Annotated in this window: 21 protein-coding genes; 18 read left to right on the top strand and 3 right to left on the bottom strand. The window is 52.7% G+C overall.

The annotated features are described in order from the left end of the window. Nucleotides 1-31: 31 nt before the first annotated feature. A complete protein-coding gene (locus tag HP435_RS21000; RefSeq protein ID WP_173596813.1) occupies nucleotides 32-2,524 on the bottom strand; it encodes a U32 family peptidase in 2,493 nt (830 codons plus the stop codon). Between the two features lie 316 nt (nucleotides 2,525-2,840). On the opposite strand from HP435_RS21000, the gene HP435_RS20995 reads away from it, so the two are divergent. Both HP435_RS20995 and HP435_RS20990 read left to right on the top strand, forming a co-directional pair. Further along, a complete protein-coding gene (locus tag HP435_RS20995; RefSeq protein WP_167470274.1) occupies nucleotides 2,841-3,014 on the top strand; it encodes a hypothetical protein in 174 nt (57 codons plus the stop codon). 3 nt (nucleotides 3,015-3,017) lie between these two features. Next, nucleotides 3,018-4,709, top strand: coding sequence for a peptide ABC transporter substrate-binding protein (locus tag HP435_RS20990; RefSeq protein WP_370641081.1), 1,692 nt, complete (start codon nucleotides 3,018-3,020; stop codon nucleotides 4,707-4,709). A gap of 38 nt (nucleotides 4,710-4,747) precedes the next feature. Here the strand turns inward: HP435_RS20990 and HP435_RS20985 are convergent, their stop codons facing one another. Then, nucleotides 4,748-5,341, bottom strand: coding sequence for a TetR/AcrR family transcriptional regulator (locus HP435_RS20985; protein WP_063227964.1), 594 nt, complete (start codon nucleotides 5,339-5,341; stop codon nucleotides 4,748-4,750). Between the two features lie 197 nt (nucleotides 5,342-5,538). Here HP435_RS20985 and HP435_RS20980 point away from each other — a divergent pair, with 197 nt between their 5' ends. The 16 genes from HP435_RS20980 to HP435_RS20905 all read left to right on the top strand — a co-directional run bounded on the left by HP435_RS20980 (nucleotide 5,539) and on the right by HP435_RS20905 (nucleotide 24,065). Further along, complete coding sequence (locus HP435_RS20980) at nucleotides 5,539-6,012, top strand: N-acetyltransferase (RefSeq protein WP_122963860.1); 474 nt, start codon at nucleotides 5,539-5,541, stop codon at nucleotides 6,010-6,012. A gap of 109 nt (nucleotides 6,013-6,121) precedes the next feature. After that, a complete protein-coding gene (locus HP435_RS20975) occupies nucleotides 6,122-8,194 on the top strand; it encodes a methyl-accepting chemotaxis protein (protein WP_122963861.1) in 2,073 nt (690 codons plus the stop codon). A 135-nt stretch (nucleotides 8,195-8,329) separates the two neighbouring features. After that, nucleotides 8,330-9,061, top strand: coding sequence for a GTP pyrophosphokinase (locus HP435_RS20970; RefSeq protein ID WP_122963862.1), 732 nt, complete (start codon nucleotides 8,330-8,332; stop codon nucleotides 9,059-9,061). Next, nucleotides 9,048-10,484 carry a dipeptidase PepV gene (gene pepV / locus HP435_RS20965; protein ID WP_173596814.1) on the top strand — a complete coding sequence of 479 codons (1,437 nt, stop codon included), beginning with the start codon at nucleotides 9,048-9,050 and terminating at the stop codon, nucleotides 10,482-10,484. The genes HP435_RS20970 and pepV overlap by 14 nt, the downstream gene beginning before the upstream one ends. A 120-nt stretch (nucleotides 10,485-10,604) precedes the next feature. Further along, nucleotides 10,605-11,207 (top strand): TetR/AcrR family transcriptional regulator, encoded by a 603-nt coding sequence (locus HP435_RS20960; protein ID WP_173596815.1) that lies wholly within the window; start codon nucleotides 10,605-10,607, stop codon nucleotides 11,205-11,207. 66 nt (nucleotides 11,208-11,273) lie between these two features. Next, nucleotides 11,274-12,575, top strand: a complete 1,302-nt coding sequence (locus HP435_RS20955; protein ID WP_173596816.1) for an MFS transporter — start codon at nucleotides 11,274-11,276, stop codon at nucleotides 12,573-12,575. 98 nt (nucleotides 12,576-12,673) lie between these two features. Then, nucleotides 12,674-13,747, top strand: coding sequence for a M42 family metallopeptidase (locus HP435_RS20950; protein WP_173596817.1), 1,074 nt, complete (start codon nucleotides 12,674-12,676; stop codon nucleotides 13,745-13,747). A gap of 206 nt (nucleotides 13,748-13,953) precedes the next feature. Next, nucleotides 13,954-15,432 (top strand): DEAD/DEAH box helicase, encoded by a 1,479-nt coding sequence (locus HP435_RS20945; RefSeq protein ID WP_122963867.1) that lies wholly within the window; start codon nucleotides 13,954-13,956, stop codon nucleotides 15,430-15,432. A 243-nt stretch (nucleotides 15,433-15,675) separates the two neighbouring features. Further along, nucleotides 15,676-16,608 (top strand): ABC transporter permease, encoded by a 933-nt coding sequence (locus tag HP435_RS20940; RefSeq protein ID WP_122963868.1) that lies wholly within the window; start codon nucleotides 15,676-15,678, stop codon nucleotides 16,606-16,608. A gap of 4 nt (nucleotides 16,609-16,612) precedes the next feature. Beyond that, the gene (locus tag HP435_RS20935) at nucleotides 16,613-17,563 is read left to right on the top strand and encodes an ABC transporter permease (protein WP_173596818.1); all 951 of its coding nucleotides are present in this window, start codon (nucleotides 16,613-16,615) and stop codon (nucleotides 17,561-17,563) included. Between the two features lie 14 nt (nucleotides 17,564-17,577). Next, nucleotides 17,578-18,600, top strand: coding sequence for an ABC transporter ATP-binding protein (locus HP435_RS20930; RefSeq protein WP_173596819.1), 1,023 nt, complete (start codon nucleotides 17,578-17,580; stop codon nucleotides 18,598-18,600). Next, a complete protein-coding gene (locus HP435_RS20925) occupies nucleotides 18,593-19,546 on the top strand; it encodes an ABC transporter ATP-binding protein (protein ID WP_173596820.1) in 954 nt (317 codons plus the stop codon). The genes HP435_RS20930 and HP435_RS20925 overlap by 8 nt, the downstream gene beginning before the upstream one ends. 30 nt (nucleotides 19,547-19,576) lie before the next feature. Continuing rightward, nucleotides 19,577-21,223: a peptide ABC transporter substrate-binding protein gene (locus tag HP435_RS20920; RefSeq protein ID WP_173596821.1), complete on the top strand. Its 1,647-nt coding sequence runs from the start codon at nucleotides 19,577-19,579 to the stop codon at nucleotides 21,221-21,223. Nucleotides 21,224-21,430: 207 nt separating this feature from the next. Beyond that, the gene (locus HP435_RS20915) at nucleotides 21,431-21,679 is read left to right on the top strand and encodes a hypothetical protein (RefSeq protein WP_217365125.1); all 249 of its coding nucleotides are present in this window, start codon (nucleotides 21,431-21,433) and stop codon (nucleotides 21,677-21,679) included. Nucleotides 21,680-22,044: 365 nt separating this feature from the next. Next, the gene (locus HP435_RS20910) at nucleotides 22,045-23,247 is read left to right on the top strand and encodes an ATP-binding protein (protein ID WP_173599083.1); all 1,203 of its coding nucleotides are present in this window, start codon (nucleotides 22,045-22,047) and stop codon (nucleotides 23,245-23,247) included. Between the two features lie 38 nt (nucleotides 23,248-23,285). Then, entirely contained in the window at nucleotides 23,286-24,065 is a 780-nt protein-coding gene (locus HP435_RS20905; RefSeq protein WP_173596823.1) for a PD-(D/E)XK nuclease domain-containing protein, read from the top strand. A gap of 243 nt (nucleotides 24,066-24,308) precedes the next feature. Here HP435_RS20905 and HP435_RS20900 read toward each other — a convergent pair whose 3' ends face one another. Next, nucleotides 24,309-25,727: an RsmF rRNA methyltransferase first C-terminal domain-containing protein gene (locus HP435_RS20900; protein ID WP_173599084.1), complete on the bottom strand. Its 1,419-nt coding sequence runs from the start codon at nucleotides 25,725-25,727 to the stop codon at nucleotides 24,309-24,311. Nucleotides 25,728-25,793 lie beyond the last annotated feature (66 nt).

The raw sequence follows: 25,793 nt of genomic DNA, 5'->3' as shown, positions 1-25,793 counted from the left end.
TGCTTGGTCTCCTCTCCAAAAACGCTGCTTGTTATTTGGTCAGCTGTCCACGCGTGACGCCGAGCTGGTTGGTCGCTTTCAGCGTGCGCCATACGTGTGTGCCGCTAACTTCTCCGCGCAGAGCCTTACGATACAGGCTGATGACTTCACGCACGCGCTCCGGTTCTTCTTCCAGAAACTCGATGCGGTAGCTGCCTACATTCAGGGAGCGGAACTCTTTCAAATACTCCGCGCCAGACTGGTCGATGGCGTTGTACACCGTGTTGCGGCAGCCGGTATCTACCCGCACCGGATGCGAGAAGCCGACGCGATCCTTGAGCGAGATGCGAGAGGTTTCGCATGGGGTTCCGCAGTTGGTATGGTCGGTTCCCTCACTCATGAACGTGCAGTATACGCAGTGCTCGGTATGGAACATCGGCATATGCTGATGGATGACCAGCTCCATGTTTGCTGCGTTGGAGCGGCTGAGCAAGTCCACCATTTGCTGGATGTTCAGATCATACGAAGGCGTGACCCGTGTCAGGCCAGCTTCGAGGAACAGCTCGACCGCTTTATGGTTGGCCACGTTCAGGGAGAAATCGCCGATCAGCGGGATGTCGATCTCATCCTTGCGGGACAGGTAGTAGTAGAGTGCCCCTGTATTGCGCACCAAAATCGCGTCCGGCTTGCTTTTGGCAATCAGGGCGAGCACGCCGTTTTCATCCGGCATGTGGATGCGCATCGTGGCAATCCCGATTTTCTTGCCGTATTTGTGCGCCAGCTTGACGCCTTCCGGATACTGTTTGACAAATTCGAAGTCCGCGTAAAGGAAATCGACGTCCGTCTGCGCCGCAGCTTCCAGTTGTTCCAGCGAGCGGCACAAAGCCGTCAACAGCGGCTTTTCCACCGGCTGCGAACGAGGCACGTCCGCATACACATTCACATCGCGATGCTGGTAGACAGGCGGCTTGGAACGCAAGTACACAAGCTGCTCTACCGCTTCACGGCGCATCCGGTTCAGCTCGCTGACCGGAACGATCAAGTCTCCGGCAAGGTCAACCGTCAAATCGTGAGCGTCCAGATGGTAAACCGTTCCGCCCAGACGGCTGAGCTGATCATGCAAAAGCTCGTGCGTCAGCGGTCGCTTCACGGCAGATTCCAGCAGCTTCTCCGACGGAACGGTGACAGCGTGGTTCGCCTGTTTGTCCACCCAGGTGATGCAGAGTTTATCGCCCAGCTTGCCGCTGACATGCACCGACAGTGGGAACGTGCGGTACGGCTTTTCCGTTTCAAACGTTTTGCGCAGGCGGCGGTCAAGCTCGGGATCGCTTGTTTTCCAGACGCGGTCGCCTACGTGGAGTCGTTTCAGGTTGACGTCGTTTCGGCCCATCACGATCTCGTACACGCCTTTTTCCACTTCGCCCTCGATCTTTTTGCCGCGGGACAAAATATCGTAGACGCGTCCGCCTTCTTCTTTTTGCGTCGGGTCGCCCGCGTCGAATACGATGCCGTCACCGCGTTTGACAGGAGCAGCAATTTCCACGAGCACGCTTGTGCCCAACAATTTTTTCACTGTGCCTAAAAAGACGCCGCGGCTTTTCGGGAACGATCCATCTATGAGCTGCTTGTTGTTCGTTCCTTCCAAAAATCCGTGGGTGAAACCACGGGAAAAGCTTTGCTGCAACTCGCGAATTTCTATTTCCGACGGGCCTGTGTCTTGTCCGGCAAAATAGCGCTCGATTGCCGCGTTGTATTTGCTGACCACGTTGGCTACGTACTCCGGAGATTTCAGACGCCCTTCGATTTTAAAAGAAGTGACGCCTGCCTCGATCAGCTCGGGAACCAGGTCGACGGCAGCCAGATCTTTTGGCGAGAGGACGTAGGCGATGTTGCCCATATCCTTTTGCACGCCGTCCACGATCAAATCGTACGGCAGTCGGCAAGCCTGGGCGCACTCGCCGCGGTTGGCAGAGCGTCCGCCCCACATTTCCGAAGTCAGACACTGACCGGAGTAGGAGACGCACAAAGCGCCGTGGACAAAAACTTCCATCGGCAGCTTCGCTTTTTCGCCGATCTTTTTGATTTCCTTCAAGGAATTTTCCCGGCCCAAAACGACGCGTTCCATGTCGAATGGTTTCGTAAATTCGACAGCTTCCGGGGAAGTGATCGTCATCTGCGTGGAGCCGTGGATCGGGAAGTCAGGGGAGATTTCGCGAATCAGCTTCACCAGACCGAGGTCCTGGACGATAACCGCGTCCACCCCGGCGTGAATACAGGCGTCAATCAGCTCGCGGGCATCCTCCAGCTCGTTTTCGAATACGAGAATATTAAAGGTAAGAAAACCTTTTACACCGTACATATGCAAGTAAGCCATAATCTCAGGCAGCTCAGCCATTTGAAAGTTCTCCGCGCGTGCGCGTGCGTTGAACTTTTCTACACCGAAAAAGATGGCGTTGGCACCATTCGCGACGGCGGCTTTCAAACAGTCCCAGTTGCCTGCGGGGGCCAACAGCTCAATATCTTCACGCTTTATGTTGTTTCGCATGTGTATGTCATTACCTCCAAGGTCTTTAAAAAAAGCTCTTCTTCATCATAGGGAAATGTCCTTGCTCCCGCAACAAAAACCTCCACTTCTCCAAATGTTGAAAATTGTCGCTTCCAGTAAGTGTGAGTTTGATGGTATTCTGTAAGAAAAATCAAAAGATTCCACAATGGAATGATCAGCCAAATCGACAAAATTCGTGGATTTTTTTGAGCAACAAGCTTCCCCACCATTATAGCCATCGTTTGCACAGCTTATAGCTCGGCTCGTGATCTAGCCGAATGACAACTGGCAACAGCAGCGCAGAAAGGAGGCGAACATGGCACAGGACCAGGAAATGTGGGACAAGCTGTTTCATGAGCTTGCCTGCATCAAAAGCGAGTTAAAAGCGTTTAAGCTTGAAACCCGGGCAGAACTATACCAAATCAAAGACGAGCTGAAAGAATGGCAACAGCAGAATGGACAACAACGGCTCCCTAAAAAAGGGGAATAAACGATGATGACAGCAAACAAGAACAGCAACTGGTGGAATAAAACGGTCAAAGCGGTACTCGCGACAGGCTTGACCGTATCTCTGGCGGCGTGCGGACAGGCACCGGAAGCCGCAAAACCAGCCCAGCCATCGCAACAGGCGACAACTCAGCCGGCACCAGCGAAGGAAACCAAACAGCCTGAGCAGGTGCTCCGACTGAACAACTTTACGGAGCCGCTTTCTCTGCATCCGGGAATGATTACAGATGTATGGTCTTCCAATGTCATTTTCCAGACGTTTGAGGGACTGACACGAATCGACAAAGACGGCGTGCCACAACCGGCGATTGCCCAAGAAATCAAAGCGTCCGACGATCTGCTCACCTATACCTTTACACTGCGGGACAACGCCAAATGGTCAAACGGTGATCCGGTAACGGCACACGACTTCGAGAACGCCTGGAAATGGGTATTGGACGCGAAAAACGGTTCCGAATACGCCTACCAGCTCTTTTATGTGAAAAATGCAGAAGCGGCATTCAGCGGAAAAGCAAAGCCGGAAGAGATCGGGGTAAAAGCGACGGATGACAAGACACTGGTCGTCCAGTTGGAAAACCCGACGCCGTTTTTCCTGGAGCTGACCGCTTTCTACAGCTACTTCCCGGTTAACACAAAAGTAGCGAAAGAGCACCCGGATTGGGCGAAGGACGCAGGTCCGAACTACACTTCGAACGGACCGTTCAAGCTGACTTCCTGGGATCACAAAAACAAGCTGGTGCTGGAGAAAAACGAGAACTACTGGGATGCTGGCACAGTCAAGCTGACGAAAATCGAAATGAACATCATCAATGACGCCAATACCGAGTTGTCCATGCTGGAGAACGGCGATCTGGACTGGGCAGGAGCGCCTACCGGAAACTTGCCGCTCGACGCGATGCAGACGCTGAAAGAAAAAGGTCTTCTGGAGATTACGCCGAAAGCAGGAACGTACTGGTACGAGTTCAATACGCAACAAAAACCGTTCAATAACAAAAAAATTCGCCAAGCGTTCGCACTGGCGATCAGCCGCCAAGACATCGTCGACAACGTGACGCAAGGCGGCGAACTGGTTGCGACAGCCGTAGTGCCTCCGACCATGTTTGCAGAAAACACGCAAGGCTTGTTCAAGGACAACGATGTGGAAAAAGCGAAACAGCTTCTGGCAGAAGGCATGAAGGAAGAAGGATACGCGAGCGCCGACAAGCTGCCGCCAATCACGCTCTCCTACAACACAGAAGAAGCGCAGACCAAAATCGCGCAAGCCGTGCAAGACATGTGGCAAAAAAATCTCGGAGTACAAGTGAAGCTGGAGAACCAAGAGTGGAACGTGTACTACGAAAACGTGAAAAACGGCAAGTTCCAGGTAGCCCGCATGGGTTGGACAGGCGATTTCAACGATCCGATCAACTTCCTGGAAATTTTCCGCACGAAAGAAGGCAACAACCACACCGGATGGGAAAGCAAGGCATACGCCGAGCTGCTCGCCAAGTCTTCCAAGGAAAAGGATGCTGCCAAACGCAAGGCGATCTTGCAGGATGCAGAAAAGCTGCTGGTGGATGAAATGCCAGTAATTCCGTTCTACTTCAAATCCACAGTTTACGCGAAAAATCCGAACCTGAAAGATGTCGTCATTTCCGGGCTGGGCAATGCACAGTACAAATGGGCCTATTTTGAATAATCGTTCCTAACAAAAATGTGAAGGGCTGGTCGCTTGGATTAATCCACGACCAGCCCTTCGAATACAATCGAGACCTTCTCTTCCATTATTTCTTCCAGCGCCCAGGCGCCTTCGCTGCGCACCCAGTCATACAGCGCGTTGTAGTAGATGTTTTCCAACATGTTTGCCGCCACGAGCGGATTGAACTTGGCCTTTAGCTGTTGCCGATCCTGCGCTTCTTCGATCAGGTCTGCAAAAAGCTGGCGCAGCTCAAAGTACATGTTCTTTTCGTTCTCCAGCACTTTGCGATGCTTCATGGACGATTCCACGACGACTTTGATGAAATCAAAATTGGTGATCGTCACTTCGTTCATGATTTTGTAAATCCGCAGAACCTTGGATTTGCAATCGTCCCCGTAGTCCCACTCCGCACGGCGTTCTTCGATTTCGTGAAGCCGTTCATATCCCCAGTTGGCGAGGATTGCTTCCTTTGACGTGAAATGCAGAAAAATGGTGCCGCGAGCGACATCTGCTTCTTCCGAGATCATGTCGATGGTCGTTGCTTCAAAGCCGTGCTGCTTGAACAGCTTGATGGCAGCGTTGAAGATTTTTTCGCGTGTTTCCCGCTTTTTTCTCTCCCGTCTCGTCGTCAAAAAGGTAGTACCTCCTCTGCTCGTTTGTATGATTATAACATAACACTTACTTACAAAAGAATTTTCCGTACATTTCAGGAGCAAAAGGGCAAAAAAAGGGATAGACTTCTGTGCGAGTCGAATGTATATTTATATACTATAATGAATAAATATTTAATCATACCGAGCTGTTAGAGCATGGGGTGGAGGAGAGTAAAATGAGCGTTGCAAAAGCGCTGACAGTACGTCAGGCAATGATGAAGGACGTCGATGCCATGTTGGAAATCATTAATGAATATGCACAACAGGGATTGATGTTGCCGCGAACGAAACTTTCTGTCTGTGAAAATTTGCAGTCATTTATCGTCGCTCATGATGGAGATACAGTGGTTGGCGTTGCCGGACTGCATATTTTATGGGAGGACCTGGCGGAAATCCGCTCCCTGGCGATATCGGAAAAAGCAAAAGGGATGGGCGTGGGCAAGCATCTCGTCCTTCATCTCGTAGACCAGTGCCGCAACCTGGGCATTAACCGTGTGCTTGCGCTAACCTATCAAAAAGTGTTCTTTGAAAAGTGCGGATTTTGGATCGTAGCGAAGGAAACGTTGCCGCAAAAAGTGTGGAAAGACTGCATTAACTGTTCCAAGCTGCCCATGTGCGACGAAATCGCAATGATTTTCGAGACTGCCTGATACATTTGGTATAGCCTTCCTTTTTTCTTTTCTGGTACTATATTCGTAACAATAATAAAAATATAGAGAATATTGAATCAGAAAAGATGTTCGAATTGGGGGGCTTTCCATGAAGCTGGGCGCGCGCGTACTGATCGTGCTCCTGGTCGCGAGTATCGTACCATTGACCGCGGCAGGAGTGTTTGCTTACCAAGAGACGAAACAGGAATTGCTGAATGGCAGTGCAGCCAAGCTGGAAGCGTTGCGAATCAGCAACAAGGAGCAGGTGGAGAATTACTTGCGGGAGCGCACGAAAAACGTCGATACGCTGGCGGCCTCCGGAACAGTAATCTCTGCCGTTTCTGTCTTTTCCGAGTTGTGGCAAGGAGGCAGGGAATCTGCCGCCTACAAAGAGGCAGAGCTGTCCTACGCCAAAGAGTTGAAGATGGAAGTCGCGCGCTACGGGTTTTCCAACGCCTTTTTGCTCAGTGAAACAGGCGAGATCGTGTACGAGACAAAGCCGCAAGCGGATTTTGGCACCAATTTGCTGACAGGCCCGCATGCAAGCTCCGTATTGGGCAAGACTGTTCAGCAGGTCGTGAAGGGACAGAGCGCCGAGGTGTCTGATCTGGGCAGGTATGAACCGTCAGGCAATGTGCCAGGTGTCTACATTGCGGCTCCGATTTACGAAAAAGGCTATATGATGGGGCAGCTCGCGGTCGAAGTGCCGCTCGATTACATCTCCCGCCTCTTGAACCAGAGAGAGGGCTTGGGCGAAACCGGAAAAATTTATCTCGTCGGGCCGGACAAGCTGATGCGTTCGCAGTTGGGAAGCGGCGAGGAGACGATTCTCAAGCAGGTCGTAGACACGCCGATCATCGGGCAGGCTTTCCAGTCCGAAGGGTTTTCAGGGACGCAGGAGAGCGTCGATTATCGCGGACAGCCCGTTCTCGTTTCCTATGACCAGATCAAAGTAGCGAAGCATACATGGGTCATTCTCGCCGAGATGGACATGACGGAAATTTTGGCGGGGCCAAGCCGGATTCAAACGGCGATGGTCGTTTTCAACGGGGCGGTTCTCTTGCTCATCGTGGCGATTTCGCTCTACACGGCAGGCTGGCTGCGCCGTTCTTTCAGCGGAATGCTCCTGGCCGCAGAACGGATCGGAAAAGGCGACTTCACGACCTCGTTTCCAAGCAAACTTTTGAAGCGCAAAGACGAGCTGGGCGAGCTTGCCCGTTCGCTGTCGGCGATGCAAAAGCAGCTGCAAGGCATTCTTTTGCAAGTCGGACAAGCGGCAGCATCTGTGGCACACGCCGTGCGGGAAATTCACGGGAATACGAACGAGATTGCCGCATCGAGCCAGCAAATTGTGCAGGTGGTCGATCAGGTGGCAGCTTCGAGTGAGAACCAGATGGAGAAAATGGGGCAAACGCTGAATCTGGCCGTGGACTTGACGAATGACGTAGCGGGGGTCACGCAAAATGTGCAGCAAGTCACGCTGTCCTCGACCGAGATGAAGCAGCACGCAGAGGAAGGCAGGGAAGCAGTGACTGCGGTCATTCTCAGCATGGAGGAAATCAACCGCTCGGTAGAAGCTGCCACCTCTGTGATCCACGTCCTGGAGCAGCGCTCGCAAGATATATCGCGCATCATTGCGGTCATTACGGAAATTGCCAGACAGACGAACTTGCTGGCTTTGAATGCGGCGATCGAGGCAGCGCGTGCCGGAGAGCACGGCAAAGGCTTTGCAGTCGTCGCCGGAGAAGTCCGCAAGCTGTCCGAAGGCACGAACGAGGCTGCGCAGCAAATCGTGCGCATGATCAATGACGTACAAAACGACACGGCGATCGCGGTGGCAAAAATGGCCGAGGGAGCCGAGACGACGGCGCACGGCATGAAAACCGCCCGCCAGTCGGGGGAAATGTTCCAGCATATCGAGCAAAACATTTTGCGCGTGTCGGAGGAAATCCGGCGGGTCAGCGACGCCTTCGCGCGGATGGCCCCGGATGCGCAGCAAGTCGTCGTCGTCGCCAAAGAAGTTTCGGCTGCTTCCGTACAAGCTACGGCAGGCGTGCAAAGCATCTCTGCTGCGGTGGAGGAGCAAAGCGCAGCGATGGAACTGATCGCGCAATCTGCCGATCAGCTGGCGAAGCTGGCCGACGATTTGCGCGGCTCGCTGGCCGCATTTGTCCTCAAGTAACCAGGCGGGGAAAATCGCATAACGTTGCCGGGAAATGTTCGTTTTCCCGGCTCTTTTTGCATTTTGGAAGGATATCTCACACAAAATGTTGAATGATAAGGACGATGGAGAGTTTCGGGCCGGAGGGACGTAAGCGTGCACAAACTAGATTGGGAACTTTATTTGCTGCCGTTCGAGCAAGCTGTAGAAGAGATCAAAGTCAAAATTAAAAATATCCGCAACGAGCTGCGCAAGCGCAAGGAGCATTCGCCTATCGAGTTCGCCGTGGGCCGGGTCAAATCGATTCCGAGCATCTACAACAAAGCAAACCGCCTGCAATTTCCGATTGATGAAAATATATGCTGGGAGATCAGGGACATCGCGGGCGTGCGCGTCATCTGTCAGTTTATCGACGACATTCCCGCGGTGGTGGAGATGATCCGCAAGCGCGGCGACATGCGCGTCTATTTGGAAAAAGACTACGTGTCCACGCCAAAAGAAAGCGGTTATCGCGGCTATCACCTGGCGGTCGAATACCCGATCATGATGGCGGGCGGACAAGTGACGATCCCGGTGGAAATCCAAATTCGTACACTCGGAATGAACTTTTGGGCAACGATTGAACACTCGCTGAATTACAAATACGAAGGAATCATTCCGTCGAACATTCGCCAGCGGCTGTTTGAGGCCGCCAAAGCTTCGTACAAGCTGGACAGCGAGATGAACAACATCCGCGACGAGATCAAGGAAGCACAGGCCGAGTTCACGAAAAAGGAAGTGCCGATGGAATCGCTGCTCTCGCTGGTGGAGCTGGACCTGGACATTGACGCTGGAATGATGGAAAGCAGCGCACACGAAAGGAAAGAAAACGAAAATGACGACCATTAATTGGCTGGAAGAAACGAATAAACTCAAGGATGAGCTGATCGCGACGACGCAGGACTTTTTGCGGATCAAAAGCGTGCTCGACCCTGCTACGGCTGGCGAAGGAGCGCCTTTTGGCAAGGGCATTCGCGAAGCGCTGGACTTTGCCCTGGACGTATGCAAGCAAGCCGGAATGACGACCAAGGATGTTCGCGGGTATGCCGCTCACGCCGAGTTCGGGCAAGGGGAAGAGCTGGTCGGCATTTTGAGCCACGTCGATGTCGTGCCGGAAGGGGATGGCTGGAGCACTCCGCCGTACGCCGCCGAAATCGTAGACGGGAAGCTGGTCGCGCGCGGAGCGATTGACGACAAGGGGCCGACCATGGCGGCGATTTTTGCAGCCAAAGTGGTGCTCGGACTGGGACTGCCTCTTTCCAAGCGCGTCCGCTTCATTTTCGGGACGGACGAAGAGTCCAGCTGGCAATGCGTGAAAACGTATTTTGAAACGGAAGAAATGCCGACGATGGGCTTCACGCCTGACGCCGATTTTCCGCTGATCTATGCCGAAAAAGGTTTGACTGACTTGACGCTGTCCCAATCGTATGAAGCGTTCCAAAAGCTCGGCGCTTCGGCTGTCGAGCAGGCAGACGCCAAGCTCGTGTCCTTCCAATCCGGCCTGCGCATGAACATGGTGCCGGACAGAGGAACAGCGAAGCTGGCGCCACAGGGACTGGACAGTCAGGCGATTGTGGAGCGTTACGAGAAGCATTTGGCACAAACAGGCTTGAAGGGGCAGGCGGAAGCAAAAGACGGCTTGGTCGTGCTGCATATGGAAGGCGTCTCTGTCCACGGCATGGACCCGAAAAAAGGGGTCAACGCAGGTACGGAGCTGCTCCACTTCCTGCACACACTGACATTGGACGCGCGTGCGGCTGTGTACGTTGCCGCAGCAGATCGCTACTTGCACAAGCAGCATGACGGACAAGCGATCGGCATCGCCCATGACGACGAGGAGATGGGCGCGCTCACATTGAACACGGGCGTGCTGGAGTATGAAGCGGAAGGAGACGCGCTGTTCCGCTTGAACATTCGCTATCCGCACTCGATCTCGTTCGAGAAGTGGTCGACGACTCTCGCAGACCGATTCGCTGCGGCTGCTTTTGACTTGCAAGTCGTGGAGCACCTGACTCCGCACCGCGTCGACCCGAATCACCCGCTGGTCACTACCCTGCAAAAGGTGTACACGGAACAGACAGGGGAAGAGGCAGGCATTATCGCCATTGGCGGTGCCACCTACGGCCGCTCCCTGGATGTGGGCGTAGCGTTTGGCCCGCTGTTCCCGGGACGCCCGGACAGTGCCCATCAGCGCGATGAGTACATTTTGGTCGACGATCTGGTCAAGGCGACAGCGATCTACGCTCAGGCGATTTACGAGCTGGCAAAATAATCGACAGGATGATCCGGGGATGCGGCGATTGGCTGCATCCCCTTTACAATTTGTGGGAGCGCGGTTTATACTTTGGAAGTACGATTGATTGAGTAATCATCCATGAGGAGACGTGTTTGCATGGCCCTGTCCGATTCGCAAGTCCAAAAAATGAAACAGAAGCGCGAGACGATATTGGAGCAAGCCACTCTGATGTTTGCCGAGCACGGCTATAACGATACGACGATTGCGAAAGTAGCGAAGGCGTCAGGCGTCAGCTTTGGCAGTGTGTTTACGTATTTTGAAAACAAAGACCAGCTCTTTTTCGCGGCAGTCGTGGAGCCGCTGCAAGTGTACGCACCTAAGCTGCTCGACTTTGATCCGAACGCCAGGCAGCCGACGCAAGAGCTTTGGAACATGGTGGCAAAGCATATCAAAATCTTTTCGAGCTTCGGCCCGTACTTGCGGCTGGTCGTGCAGGTCATCGGCTATCACAACCGCTTTGCCGAAGCGTTTGCCGAGCTGGACGCTTTTCACAATACGTTTCGGGCGAAAATCGGCGAGCTTGTGAAAAGCGGCCAGGAGCGGGGCGAGCTGCAAATCCAGGATGCCAAGTACGCTGCGACTGCCTACACCAGCTTTTTGATCGGCCTGCGGGTGAATCTCATCGACTCGCCAGACAGCCAGATGTGGGAACAATTTGTGCCGTTTGCCATGCAGCTTTTTGGAGCGAAGACCGACTAACCGTGTTCGCTCTTTTTATGACCAATAAATGATTGATTGATCAATCGTAAAAAGGAGGAATCGCGCGTGGGCATTTTCGCGTTTGACCGAACGATTCGCATTCGGATGGTCTTGCAATTTTGGACGAATCTGGCGGTGATGTCTGTTGTGCCGTACTTGATCGTCTTTTTCTCCAGCCAACTGGGGACGGCCGTCACGGGAATGATGTTCATCGGGGTCATGGCGGCGAGCATTCTCGGGACGTTTGCCGGGGGATATGCAGCGGACCGGATCGGCCGGAAAAAAGTGATCGTCACATGTGAAGCGGTTATTTTTGCAGGTTTTAGTGCGGTTGCCTGGGTAAATGCGCCGGGGTATCAGCTGCCGTATGTGACGTTTGGCTTGTTTGTGTTCATTCAGCTGTGCACAGGCGCGGCGGGACCTGTTTACCAGGCGTTGATTATCGATGTCAGCCGTCCCGACAATCGGCGCGCGATCTTTACGGCTTTGTACTGGCTCAACAATCTCGCGGGTGCGGCTGGCGGCATGATCGGAGCCTTTTTGTTCAAGGAGCATCACTTTTGGCTGTTTGTCGGAGTCGCTTGCAGCACGGCTATTTCTTTGCTCATCACGATTTTGTACATTGGCGAGACGTATGCGCCGAAAAGCCAAAGCCAGCCCGGCAAAAAGGAAGCGCAGACAAGAGGCGGCGAAGGGCGGAAGTTCAGTCGGATGTTGACGGCGTACGCGAGCGTTTTTCGCCATAAATGGTTCATGCGGTTCGCCCTGGCAAGCTTGCTGATCATCTCGGTGGAAGAACAATTGACGAACGCCATCGGGATTCGCCTGGTGAAGGAGCTGGCGGAACCGCAAGCGCTCCTGCCGTTTCTCGCCTTTCAGGTAGACGGAATGAACATGCTGGGGATACTGAGATCGGAGAATACGCTCCTGGTTGTATGCCTGACCGGACTCGTCTCCCTGCTGATGAAAAAGGTCAAGGAGCGCGCCAGCTTGCTGTGGGGTCTTGTGCTTTTTTTCAGCGGCTACACGGTGATCAGCTACAGCGCCTCGCCATGGCTGCTGCTGTTCGCGATGCTTGTAGCGACGATCGGCGAGTTGATGCACATTCCCACAAAGCAAACGATGCTGGCGAACATGGTGCCAGATGATGCGCGAAGCACGTACATGGCGGTTTATTCCTTGCTCAACATCGTGGGAGTCAGCAGCGCCGGCGTGTTTATTCTCATCAGCGCCTGGGTGCCGCCGCTGCTTCTCAGTGCCGGATTTGCCTGCATGGGAGCTGTCAGCGTGGGCATGTTCGCAGTTATCACCAAACGGCTTGCGCAAGAACCCGAGACTTCTGCCGCCCCGATCCAGACCGGAGCCTGAGCTTGCTTTCTCTCTGTCTAGCGTTCAAGGGAATTAGCTGGGCTGTCGCGAAAAAGAATAAAGAAAAAATTGATTTTCCAATAGGAGGAATTTTTCTGATGGATGACATCACCAAATTGATCAAGGAACTGACAGAGGTGGACGGCGTTCCCGGACACGAGCGCGAAGTGAGAAAAAAGATGGAGGAGCATTTGGCGCCGCTTAGCGAGCAGCTCGTAAAAGATCGGCTGGGCGGAGTTCTCGGTGCGAAAACGGGGGATGCGGGCGGCCCGAAAATTTTGCTGGCGGGACACCTCGACGAAATCGGCTTCATGATTACGCAGATTACGCCAAAAGGCTACTTGCGCTTCATGCAGCTTGGCGGCTGGTGGCCGCACAATTTGCTCTCGCAGCGAGTGAAGGTCAAGACGCGAAAAGGCGAATACGTGGGGATCATCGGCTCGAAACCGCCGCACTCTCTGGAAAAAGAGGAGCGGGAAAAAGTGATGAAGCTCAAAGATTTGTACATCGACATCGGGGCTAAAAACGAGGAAGAGGCGAAAGCGATGGGCGTCCGCCCCGGCGATTGGGCTGTTCCGGCAAGCGAGTTTACGACGATGCGCGACGGAGAGTTGTGGGTAGCCAAAGCGCTGGACAATCGGGCAGGGTGCGCGCTCGCGATTGAGGTTCTCAAGCGTTTGCAAACAGAGGAACACCCCAATGTCGTATACGCCGGGGCAACCGTGCAGGAAGAGGTCGGCTCTCGCGGAGCAGGTACGGTCGCCCATTTGGTGCAGCCAGACATTGCCTTTGCCCTGGATGTAGGGGTCGCCTACGATACGCCGGGAAGCGAGTCGCATCCGTTCACGTGCAATATGGGCGACGGCCCGCTGATTTTCCTCTACGACGCGACGATGATTCCGCATACCGGACTGCGCGATCTCGTCATGGATACGGCGGAGGAGCTGGGAATCCACGTGCAAGTCGATGCGATGGCAGGCGGGGGAACGGACGCCGACAAGTTCCATACGAGCGGTGTCGGCTGCCCGTCCTTGGTCGTCGGTTTTGCCACCAGGTACATCCACAGCCATAATTCGATCATGTCCAAAAAAGATTTTGAACAGGCTGCCGAGCTGTTGACGTCGGTGATCAAAAAGCTCGATCATGATACGGTAGCGCGATTGATCGACTAATTTCCAGCAGAAATCACCTTCCTGACCACGGCAAAAAGCGAAGGCGTGTCGAATGGTTTGGTTGTATTTTTCAAGCGACTCCTATAGTATAGGTAGGATAGGATTTCGCAAGGGTACAACCTGCCTGGGATGATTCACACCCGCTGTCCATGCAGCCAAGGGTGTACAGAACGGGACCGCGTGTGATGTGAAAGGAAGTGGATATGATGGCAAAATCGTTTGCGTCTTTTGGCTTTCGACCGGAGCTGATGCAAGGGATTCAAGACCTGTATTATAAAGAACCGACGCCGATCCAGGAGGAAGCGATTCCGCTGATTCTGGAAGGGAAAGATGTGATTGGACAAGCGCAGACCGGAACCGGAAAAACAGCAGCGTTCATGCTGCCGATCCTGAACCGTCTGGAGGAAGGAAAGCGCGACATTCAAGCGCTGATTTTGACCCCGACGCGCGAGCTGTCCATTCAGATTGCCAAAGAAGTGGAGAAGCTGGGCAAGCACCTCGATGTGAATGTGCTGTCTTTGCACGGCGGAGCGGATATTGACAAACAGCTGAGCAAGCTGAAAGCGACGGTACATGTGGTCGTCGGGACGCCAGGCCGCGTACTCGATCACATGAAGCGCGGTTCGCTGCATTTCGGACGGATTTCCACGCTTGTCTTGGACGAAGCGGACAAGATGATGGAGATGGGCTTTTTGGAGGATGTCGAGCAAGTGATCGTCCACACGCCATCGCAGCGTCAAGTGCTGCTCTTCTCCGCGACCATGCCCGATTTGGTCAAGCGGCTCGCTCATCGCTTCATGAAGCAGCCGCCGCATCTTAAAATCGAGGGCAAGCAAAAGACCGTAGAGAAAATCGAGCAATTTTACTACGTCGTCAACCAAAGTGACAAAACAGATGCGCTCGTCGATGTCGTGGAGCAGGAACAGCCGTTTTTGACGATTGTGTTCGCGAACACGCAAGTCCGCGTGCAGCAGCTCACGGCTCGTTTGCAGGAAAACGGACTGTCCGCGCAAGCGCTGTACGGAGATTTGTCGCAAAGCAAGCGCGAGCAGCTGATGAGACAGTTCCGCGAGATGCGCTTCCAGTACCTGGTTGCCACCGATATCGCGGCGCGCGGGCTGGACGTCGAAGGCATCACGCATGTCATCAACTACGATTTGCCCAACGACGTCGACAGCTACATTCACCGCGTAGGCCGTACAGGACGTGCGGGACAGAGCGGAAAAGCGATCTCGCTCATTTCCCCGCGCCAGAAAAACTTGATGGGCCGCTTTGCCAAAGCGACGAAGGCGTCGATTGAAGAGCGCATTCTGGAGCCAGGCCGCCATCTGGATGCAGGCCGTCGCGAACGTGCGCAGGAGCGTGAGGCCCACTTCATCGAGCTGCGCGCCCAACAGGCGAAAGAACAGCAAAAGGAAAAAGACAAAGAGTTCGCTCCAGTGCGCGAAGCTTTGAAGAAAAAAGCGAAAGTAAAGCCAGGCTACAAGAAAAAGCTGGCGCGCGAGCTGGGCGAGCTTCAGACGCAGTATGAGAAAAACCGCAAAAAGGCAGAAGCGATTGCTGCCAGAAAAGCAGGGAAATCGGCAAAGCCGGCAGATGCCAAAAAAGCGGGAAAAGGCGGAGCAAACCGCTCTGCCAAAGGGGCAAGACCGTTCCGTCAAGATTCGGGCAAGTCCAGAGGGTAATGCAAGCATAAGAAAAGGTCCAGATTCGCTTCGTGCGAGCTGGGCCTTTTTCGCGTGTGTCCGATGGCGAGTTATTGTTGGAATTATTTGAACCATAAAACAAAAGTGCAAAAATATTAATTCTGATAAAACATATCGGAATAATGTTGAATAAAATCTTTTTATCGATTAGACTCTAACCTAAGTTCGCAATTTAAATCATATTATTTTTATCTGATTAGTTGTAGTGGGGAGGAAGCGATTATGTGGAAATACATGCTCAAGCGGTCGCTGTCGATGGTCATAACGTTATGGCTCATCGCCACATTGACGTTTGTCATCATGCACCTGATTCCCGGTGATCCGTTCGCGACGGAAGCGCGCATGCTGCCGGAAGAGGTGGTGCAGAACATGCGGGAGCGATACCACCTCGATAAACCGCTGATTGAGCAGTATGTCCAGTATATGAATGGACTGATTCATCTCGATCTCGGCCCTTCGATTCAACAAAAGTCGCAGGACGTCACGACGTTGATTCAAAGCGGCTTTCCAGCGTCAGCCGTACTCGGTTTGCAGTCGCTGGTGATCGCCCTGACCGGGGGCATCGCGCTCGGAGTCGTTGCAGCTCTGTTTCACAACCGCCTGATGGATTATGCGGCGATGTTTTTTGCCATCCTCGGCATCTCGGTTCCGAGCTTCATCCTGGCTCCTTTACTCATCAAGTATTTTGCGGTGAAGTGGGAGCTGCTTCCGGTAGCGTCCTGGGATGGCTGGGAATACTCCGTGCTCCCTTCCGTTGCGCTGGCGATCGGGCCGCTGGCGATTATTGCCCGCTTTGTCCGCACCAGCATGATCGAGGTGTTTGACCAGGACTACATGAGCACGGCGGAGGCAAAAGGGCTTTCGACTTTTCACATCGTGTTCCGCCACGGTATCCGCAATGCGATTCTTCCGGTCATTACGTTTATCGGCCCGCTGTTTGCCAACCTGATTACGGGCACATTTGTCGTCGAAAAGATTTTCGCGATCCCGGGCATCGGCAAATATTTCGTGGAAAGTATTTTCAATCGCGATTATCCGGTTATTCTCGGAACTTCTGTCTTTTACAGTGCCGTCCTGATTTTGACCTTGTTTGTCACCGACATTTTGTACCGATTCGTCGATCCGCGAATCAAATTAGCCAATGGAGGGGAATAGCGCGATGGCAGAAGTATCACAAGTGCCAGATGAACTTTTTCGCCCGCTTGATCGCAGCCGGTTCGACAGTCACAACGCCATGCGGCCGAGTGCGAGCTACGGCCTGGAAAGCATCCGGAAAATTTTTCGCAACAAGCTGGCGGTTCTGGGCTTTTGTTTGCTCGGGGCAATCGTGATCTTGTCCGCTTTTGGGCCGGGCATGCTTCCTTACTCCGCCAGCGAGCAATCTCTCGTCTCGGGCAATTTGCCGCTGTCAGCCGAGCATTGGTTTGGAACGGACGACCTCGGCCGCGACATGTGGGTGCGCACCTGGGAGGGAGGGCGAATCTCCCTGTTCATCGGAGTCGTTGCCGCCCTGATCGACTTGGTTATCGGCGTAGTGGTCGGCGGGTTGTCGGGTTACATGGCGGGTCGCGGCAAATGGGGCGATCGCATTGACAATTTCCTGATGAGGCTGGTCGAGATCTTGTACGGAATCCCGTATTTGTTGGTCGTGATTTTGCTGATGGTCATTATGGAGCCTGGACTGGCCACGATTATTACGGCGTTGTCGATCACGGGCTGGGTCGGGATGGCTCGGCTGGTACGCGGGCAAATTTTGCAGGTAAAAGGCCAGGAGTACGTGCTGGCGGCGGAAAAGCTGGGAACGCCGCACGCGAAAATCATTTGGCGGCACCTGATTCCGAACGTCGCCGGGATTATTATCGTCAACCTGACCTTTACGATCCCGCAGGCCATTTTTGCCGAATCATTCCTCAGCTTTCTCGGCTTGGGCGTGCAGGCTCCGACCGCGAGCTGGGGCACGATGGCAAACGATGGGTTAGCCGTGATTTTGAGCGGGCAATGGTGGAGGCTGTTTTTTCCGGGGGTCATGATTTCCTTGACGATGTTTGCTTTTAACGCGATCGGAGACGGATTGCAGGACGCCTTCAACCCGAGGGGCGGCAAAGCTTGAAGGAGGAACGACAGATGACGAATGTGCTGGAAGTGGAAGATTTGCATGTCTCCTTCCGAGCTTATGGCGGGGAAATCCAGGCGGTTCGCGGCGTGAGCTTCGCCGTGCGGCCAGGCGAGACACTGGCGATTGTCGGGGAGAGCGGCTGCGGAAAAAGCGTGACGGCGCGGGCGATTTTGGGCATGGTGAAAGCGCCGCGGGGCCGCGTGAAGAAAGGGAGCGTGCGTTTGCAGGGCAGAGAGCTGTCCTGTCTCGGGAAAAAAGAGCTGCAACAAGTGCGCGGAGCACAAATCGGCATGATTTTTCAAGACCCGATGACTTCGCTGAATCCGACGATGAAGATCGGGACGCAAATCGCGGAAGTGCTGATCAAGCATCAAAAGCTGGCCAAAAAGCAGGCGCGCGAAAAGGCGATCGAGCTGCTGGCGGCGGTCGGCATCCCGGAGCCTGCCCGACGGTACGAGCAGTATCCTCACGAATGCAGCGGAGGGATGAGACAGCGGATCGTGATCGCCATAGCCTTGGCCTGCGACCCTGAGCTGATCATTGCGGATGAGCCGACGACCGCTCTGGACGTGACGATCCAGGCGCAGATTTTGGCTCTATTGAACGATTTGCAGCGCACAAAAGGCACGTCGATCATCATGATCACGCACGACTTGGGCGTGGTGGCGGAAGTGGCCGATCAGATGGCGGTCATGTACGCCGGGATCATCGTCGAGCAAGGGCCAGTAGAGGAAATATTCGACAACCCGCAGCATCCGTACACAAAAGGGCTGCTGCAATCGGTGCCGCGCCTGGATCAGCCGAGCGAGGAACGGCTCATTCCGATCCAGGGCGCACCGCCCGATCTGTTTGCGCCGCCTGCGGGCTGCCCGTTTGCCGCCAGATGCGATCACGCGATGGAAGTGTGCGCGCAGTACATGCCGAAAAGCACGGCGTTTTCAGCGCAGCATCAGGCCAAATGCTGGCTGCACGATCGGCGTGCGCACTGCGTGGAGGAACTGGTGAGTGCAGGGAGGGAGCAGCATGTCTGACATATTGGTACAGGTAAACGAACTGCGCAAATATTATTCGATCGGCAACGGCAGACAGGTCAAGTCCGTAGACGACATCTCGTTTTCGATCCGCAAAGGCGAGACGCTCGGACTGGTCGGCGAGAGCGGCAGCGGCAAGTCGACGCTCGGCCGGACCATAGTCGGCCTGTACCCGCCGACGAGCGGCTCGGTCAGCTTTGCGGGAACCGATCTGGCTACGGCACGCGGCAGGCAAAAGCGCGAGATCAATCGCCAGATGCAGCTCATTTTTCAAGACCCGCAATCTTCGCTCAACCCGCGCCTGCGAGTAGGCGAAATCATCGCGGAAGGAATCGAGGCCCACGGCTTGGCAAAAGGCCGCGAGAAAGCGGAGCGGGTGCACCAGTTGCTGGAAAAAGTCGGCTTGCACCCGGACCATGCGAAGCGGTATCCGCACGAATTTAGCGGCGGACAGCGGCAGCGGATCGGAATTGCCCGGGCGCTCGCTGTGCAGCCCAGCTTCATCGTGGCGGATGAGCCGATTTCCGCCCTGGACGTCTCGATTCAGGCGCAAGTGGTGAATTTGCTGGCCGATTTGCAAGCGGAAAGCCAACTGACGTATTTGTTCATCGCCCACGATCTGGCTATGGTCAAATACATCAGCGACCGGATCGGCGTGATGTATTTGGGCCGCATGATGGAGCTGGCTGAAAGCGATGACCTTTTTGCCAAGCCGCTGCATCCGTATACGCAAGTGCTGCTGTCTACGATGCCGGTATCTCATCCGAAGCATCGTGCAGAACGCGAACGCATTGTCATCGGCGAACCGCCAAGCCCGATCAATCCGCCAACAGGCTGCCCGTTTCAGACGAGATGCCCGCAGGCTATGGGCATTTGCAAACAAATCGCGCCAACCTGGAGGGAGGTGGAGGCCAAGCACTGGGTAGCCTGCTTTTTATACGAGTAATTGAGAGAGAAACATACGGAGGAGAGAGACATGAAAAAGAAACTACTTACCGCTGCTGCTTTGCTGATGCTGGTTGTTCCAGGGTTGGCCGCGTGCAGTAAGGACACGCCAGCAGCTTCGGATACAAAGACAGGCCAAACGACTACGCAAGCGGCCGCCATCAAGCAAGAAGTGACCGCCAACCTCAAAGGAGAGCCGTACACGCTCGACCCGGCGTTCGCTTCCGACTCGACTTCGTACTGGGTGATCGACCATCTGTACGAAGGGCTGTATCGCTATAACGACAAGGGAGAACTGGTGGAAGGCGCAGCCGAAAAAATCGAGATTTCCCCGGACGGAAAGACGTACACTTTTCACATTCGCAAAGGCTTGAAATGGTCCAACGGCGATGCGTTGACCGCTAAAGATTTCGAATTTGCCTGGAAGCGGGTACTGGACCCGCAAACAGCGGCATATGAGCCTTCTGCCCTGTACTACATCGAAGGCGCCGAGGAGTACAACACAGGAAAAGGCCCGCTGGACAAGGTGAAAATCTCGACGCCGGATGAATATACGCTCGTCGTCGGCCTGAAAAATCCGGCAAGTTTCTTCCCGAAAGTGGCGATTGGCCGCCCGTACTTGCCTGTGAACCCGAAAGTCGTGCAAGCGGACAAAAACTGGGCAGGAGAAGCGAAAAGCATCGTGACAAACGGCGCATACAAAGTTGGCGCCTGGGAGCACAACAACGAACTGACGCTGGCGAAAAACGACCAGTATTGGGAAAAAGATGCCGTGACGATGGAAACCGTGCATTTTAAAATGGTCAACGATGCCACGACCGCTTATCAAATGTACAAGACAGGCAAGCTTGATCTGATCGATACGTTGCCAACCGATGTGATCGAACAGGAAAAAGGCAAGGATGAGTACAAGGCAGTCGCTGACTTTGGCGTGTATACATACACGTTCAACACTTCCGCAGAGCCGTTCAACAACGCGAAAATCAGACGGGCATTCACAATGGCAATTGACCGCGAGGCGATCACCAATAACATCACCAAAGGCGATCAGAAAGCGGCCTACGGCTACGTCGCTTACGGCGTGACCACGCCATCCGGCAAAGACTTCCGCGATGAAGTAGCGCCTTATTACAGCAACGATCCAGCCGAAGCGAAAAAGCTGCTGGAAGAAGGCATGAAGGAGCAAGGCTGGTCGACGCTCCCTGCCGTTACGTTGAAATACAGCACAGGAGAGACGCATAAAAAAGTAGCAGAAGCTCTGCAAGAAATGTTCCGCAAAAACCTGGGCGTAGAAATCAAGCTGGAGCATCAGGAGTGGAAGACCTACATCGATACGTACAAACAAATGAACTTCCAGATCGCGCGCATGGGCTGGACCGGATCGTATCTGGACCCGCTGGCTGTGCTGGAACTGTACACAAGCAAAAGCTCCAGCAACTTCACCAAATGGGAAAATGCGAAGTACGACCAGCTGATCGAACAGGCGAGAGTGGAGCAGGATCAGGAAAAACGCAACAAGCTTTTGCATGAAGCAGAAGATGTATTGATGGCAGAATTGCCGATCATTCCGGTCTACTTCTATACACAAAACTACTTGAACAGCAAAAAAATCGAAGGAATCCAGTACAGCGTAACGCGGGAGCCGGATTTCCGCCAGGCGAAAAAGGTAGCCGAATAAATCGTGCCCGCTGGCCCGGGACACGCAAGAAAACAAGGGGAGCCTCTCAAGTCAGGGAGGCTCCTTTTTCCTATGGAACAGACAAGCAGAGATAAGGCAATGTTGTGAAATAGTGTTTTCCTCCTAGTAGAATGAGGGTAATATATAGGTAGATAGAACCGTGTGCGAGAAAGCAATGGATCGTAGAGGGCGTGAGGAGAACGAGTGATGATGGATACGTGTTTCAAATGCGGAAGCAAAATGAATCCGAACGAATATAGCTGTCACGTCTGTGGTCAAAACGAAATGGAAGACTATCGGATGATTCGCAATTACGTGCGGAGTTATCCCAATTCGAATGCGATGCAAATTGCCAACGCGACGGGCATCTCCGTCTCGAAAATATTGCGCTACATCAAAAATGGCTCCCTGACCGTCGTGGACAATCAGTCGCGCAGAGGACGGCGTTTTGACTGAACCGGAGATGGACGAAAAGCCCGCACGCGGCAACATGCGTAAAAGCATGTGAGCGTGCGGGCTTTATTGTGCTGAAAGCAAATGGTGTCCAGCAGCTTGTAAGAGCATGCCAGTAAGTATCTCATATGAATGTCAATCGTGCTTGCCTCCACATGCCCTCGGAAATGGGCTGTTTTTTATTTTGCTCAGGTTACATACGGTATAATTTCATGTGGTTTAAGATGACTTTTAGTTACTTTTAGGGGTATTTGCTTGAAAAGGATGTCATTTGTGTTTAATTAACAAAGTTTAAGGTTTATAATTAGGAGGAGGGAATAATTTACACTCATATAATGGAATATTTTAGATAATTCAGGGGTGATTACATGAAATTAAAAGCAAATGAAGTATTTATTCCGGGTGCTTTCCCTAAATATACGTATATTTCTCGGCAATCGTCCGAATTTGATATTTCCTATGAATTTCGATTAAACCAATCTTTAAACACAGTTGGCTTTCTTACCTCAATTGTCGGTCCTTCGAAGACGGGTAAAACCGTATTGTGTGAAAAAGTAATAGGTATTGATAAAATGAAGGATTTTTCAGGAAGTGATTTCAAGGAATCCGAAGACTTTTGGGTAACAATTGCAAAAAGAGTTGGATTGCCACTTGAGAGTGACCAAACAGAGCAAAGGACGATACAAGGACAGGGGATCGCTGGTACTAGAGAGGGTGTAGCATCTTCAATAACAGAAAAGTATCATTCAAATAAAGACAAAGTCATTCAATATTTTCTCGAAAATGATTGGGTGCTGGTTTTAGATGATTTTCATTACGCTTCCCCAAATATGCAAATGGAAATAGCTTATCAGCTAAAAGACGCCATACGCAAATATTTTAAGACAGTGGTCATTTCCTTACCCCATCGATCTGATGATGCGATTAGAAAAAACTCAGATTTGAGCGGTAGATTGAATTTGATTAATATTGAACCTTGGAATACGAAGGAATTGCGAGAAATCGCCGTAACTGGATTTGGTAAACTTGGGCTAAATATAAATTCTGCTTTAGCGAATAACATGGCGCAAGAAAGTTTGTCTTCACCACAGCTCATGCAATCCATTTGCCTTAATCTCTCCCTGTTGCTTGATATAGACAACAAAGATAATCCTAAACTCGATTCATCCATGCTGAAAAAAGCATATGAGATGACTTCTTTGAACCTTCTTTCTTACAGAGAAGTTGCTAGAAAGCTCAAAAATGGCCCCAATCCGAGAGGACAAAAGCGGAAAACGTACACCATTAACAGTGGTAATCAAGTTGATATTTACGAATTGCTTTTAAAGGCATTAAGTGTTGATCCGCCGAAGGTAAGTCTTTTTATCGATGAAATGAAAAGAAGAATGGATGCATTGGTAAGTGATACAGATAAACCGGATCGATTAAAAATCAAAACGACAATTGGTCAAGTGCAGTCAATTATGCAAACCAGTGAACCAATGTATCAAGTATTTGAATATAAAGACGACGAGGTTTATATACTAGAGCCTCTTTTCCTTTTCTATTTGCGGTGGGGAAGGCTTGACTGAACGTAGCAGGCACAGGTTTATTCAAAGGGGGGATTATCTTGACTAAGTTAATTCAAAGTAAAGCTGATGCCATTAGAGCAATACAAGAGCTGATAGACGAAGGGCGGAAATTAACTCTGGAGGAACAATTTTCTTCTTGGAAAACGACCACCGCCAGAGGTTTAGAACGCTTATTTTCTGATCAGACAATCGGACAGTCTTTTGCAATAAGCGTCTTTGGGTCAATGAAGAGGGATTCCCATCTACTTGGAGTATCTTATCTTGAAAGCTTGATTCGTGATATAAATAAAGGTTTATTCGAACCTAATGGAACCCGAGATGAAATTGACGCGGAGCATTTTCACATCATTATTCGGAGAATCCTTGCCAATTTTTATAAGCATATTCAGGAAATGTATCAAAAGCCTGTGCATGGCAGAGGGACATTGACAAAAGCGGACTTACAGAAGATTGTTCTCGGGAATGAGTACGATGTGCAACGTATGCTTTATTCATTAATCCGCCCGATTTTCCCTGATGCAAGAGTTGAAATCTACGGGGATGGTGGATATAAAAGTTATCGCTATGATATTTTTTTTGATGCATACGAAACGGTTATCGAAGTCAAATGCTCCCGGCCATCGATGCAAGAACGTGAGCTAACCGAGCAAATCGGATCGGATGCTTTTCATTATCAAGAAAAGTACATTTACTTCTTTATTTACGATAAGCATGGAGTAATAGCAAATGTCGATGCTTTCTGCAACACATATAGGAAATCGCTGGATACACACGAAAAGCAAATCGAAACGGTTGTTATCCAGCCCATTACTATTTAAAAAGATCCTCCAGCGTGTTTACGCACTCTTTCGCAGTACAAAGACGGTGTGTGGACAAATTAAAAAGAGGCCAGAGCTGTGCACGCAGCTTGGCCTCAGTACATGAAGACGGTCGTTTCCGAAAGGTTCGGTTCAATAGGTTGCAGCAAATGACTGCCCGTGCTCTGCATGCATAAGGGTGGTCATTTTTTGTGTAATCAAGATTCAGACTTGATTGTGCCAGTGTAATGATGACAGTGCTGGCTACAGCCACCGCAGTCCTTTCGGATAATGATTTTTCAACTGCCCCTCGGACTGTTTGCCCCAGCCGAGCGAAAAGCCGTCGACGGTGACAAGTGTCCAGCCGTTTGCTCCGTCTCTTGCGAGGGCTTCGCCTTTCAAATAGCGCACGACTTGCGGATCGTCCGAAGCGTAGGAGGCTACGCGGGCTGCCTGTGCGGGTGTGCTGGCGAGCGCGAGCGCATGGGCTGGCTCCAGCCGATTTTTTTTCACGGTGCCGAGGTGGAGTCCGACGCGTGCGACCTTCAGCTTGTCCCAATCAAAGCCAGGCAGCGGCGAGTAGTAAAGCTGTTCGCCAAACAAAAGAAATGCGGACTCGTCCGCAAACTCGGCGAGAAGCTCGGGCATCGCTTCCTCGGCAAAGGCGCGCCAGGCCAAGAGCGCTTCCTTGCGTCCGGCGGGAGCGGTTTTGGCTTTTGCCGCGCGTTTGTCCTTGCGCTTTTCTGGTAGCTCGCTGGAGTCGGCATCGCGGCTTTTTTGCAGCTTGGCGAGGTAATGACCTTCCCCTTGCAAAAGGTGCGGCCACAAGCGCGCTGTCTTGCCGAGCGGCTCGCAGCGAGGATTGGCCCAGTCGGGTTGCCCCGGTGCAAACCATCCTGGCTCAGGCAGCTCCACGACCGTAAATTCCGGGTGACGGGTCAGGAAATCGACGAGAGACTGCTCATTTTCCAGCGGCGCGAACGTGCACGTCGAGTAGACCAGCGTTCCCCCGGGCTTGAGCATGGCACTGGCAGCGTCGAGAATGTCTTGCTGCATGAGGTGGCATTCTGTCACTTTGTCGGGCGACCAGTCTTCGATGGCTTCCGGCAGCTTGCGGAACATGCCTTCGCCCGAGCACGGTGCGTCCACGAGAATCTTGTCGAAAAACTGCGGGAAGCGCTCTTGCAATTTTTCCGGTGTCTCGTTGGTCACAACCGCATTTTTGACGCCGCAGCGCTCCAGGTTTTCCGCCAAAGCCTTGACGCGAACCGGATGGATTTCGTTGGCAACGAGCAAGCCCTGACCGTTCAGGCCCGCAGCGAGCTGCGTCGACTTGCCTCCCGGAGCGGCGCACAGGTCGAGAATGCGTTCCCCTGGCTGGGCGTCCAGCGCTTCGGCCGCAGACATCGCGCTTGGCTCTTGCAAGTAATACAACCCAGCGGCGTGATACGGATGTTTTCCGGGACGCTCCTGGTCTTGGTAGCGAAACCCGTTCACACACCAGGGTACCGGCTCCAAAGCAAAAGGCGAGCGGGACAGAAACTGCTCGCGCGCGACTTTGAGCGGATTGACCCGCAATCCGTGCGTAACAGGCTGGTCGTAGGATGCGAGGAACGCTGCGAACTCCTGGTTCAGCAGGCTTTTCATACGTTCTGTGAAGAGTCCGGGTAGATTTTGTGTCATAAATGCCTCCGTTGTCAGATTTTGGCCGCAAGTAAAAGGAAAAGCTAGAATCATGGCGAATCATAG

Origin of the sequence: Brevibacillus sp. HD3.3A (genome assembly GCF_013284375.2) — a bacterium.
GTDB classification, from domain to species: Bacteria; Bacillota; Bacilli; order Brevibacillales; family Brevibacillaceae; genus Brevibacillus; species Brevibacillus parabrevis.
This window is presented reverse-complemented; position numbering and strand designations above follow the sequence as displayed.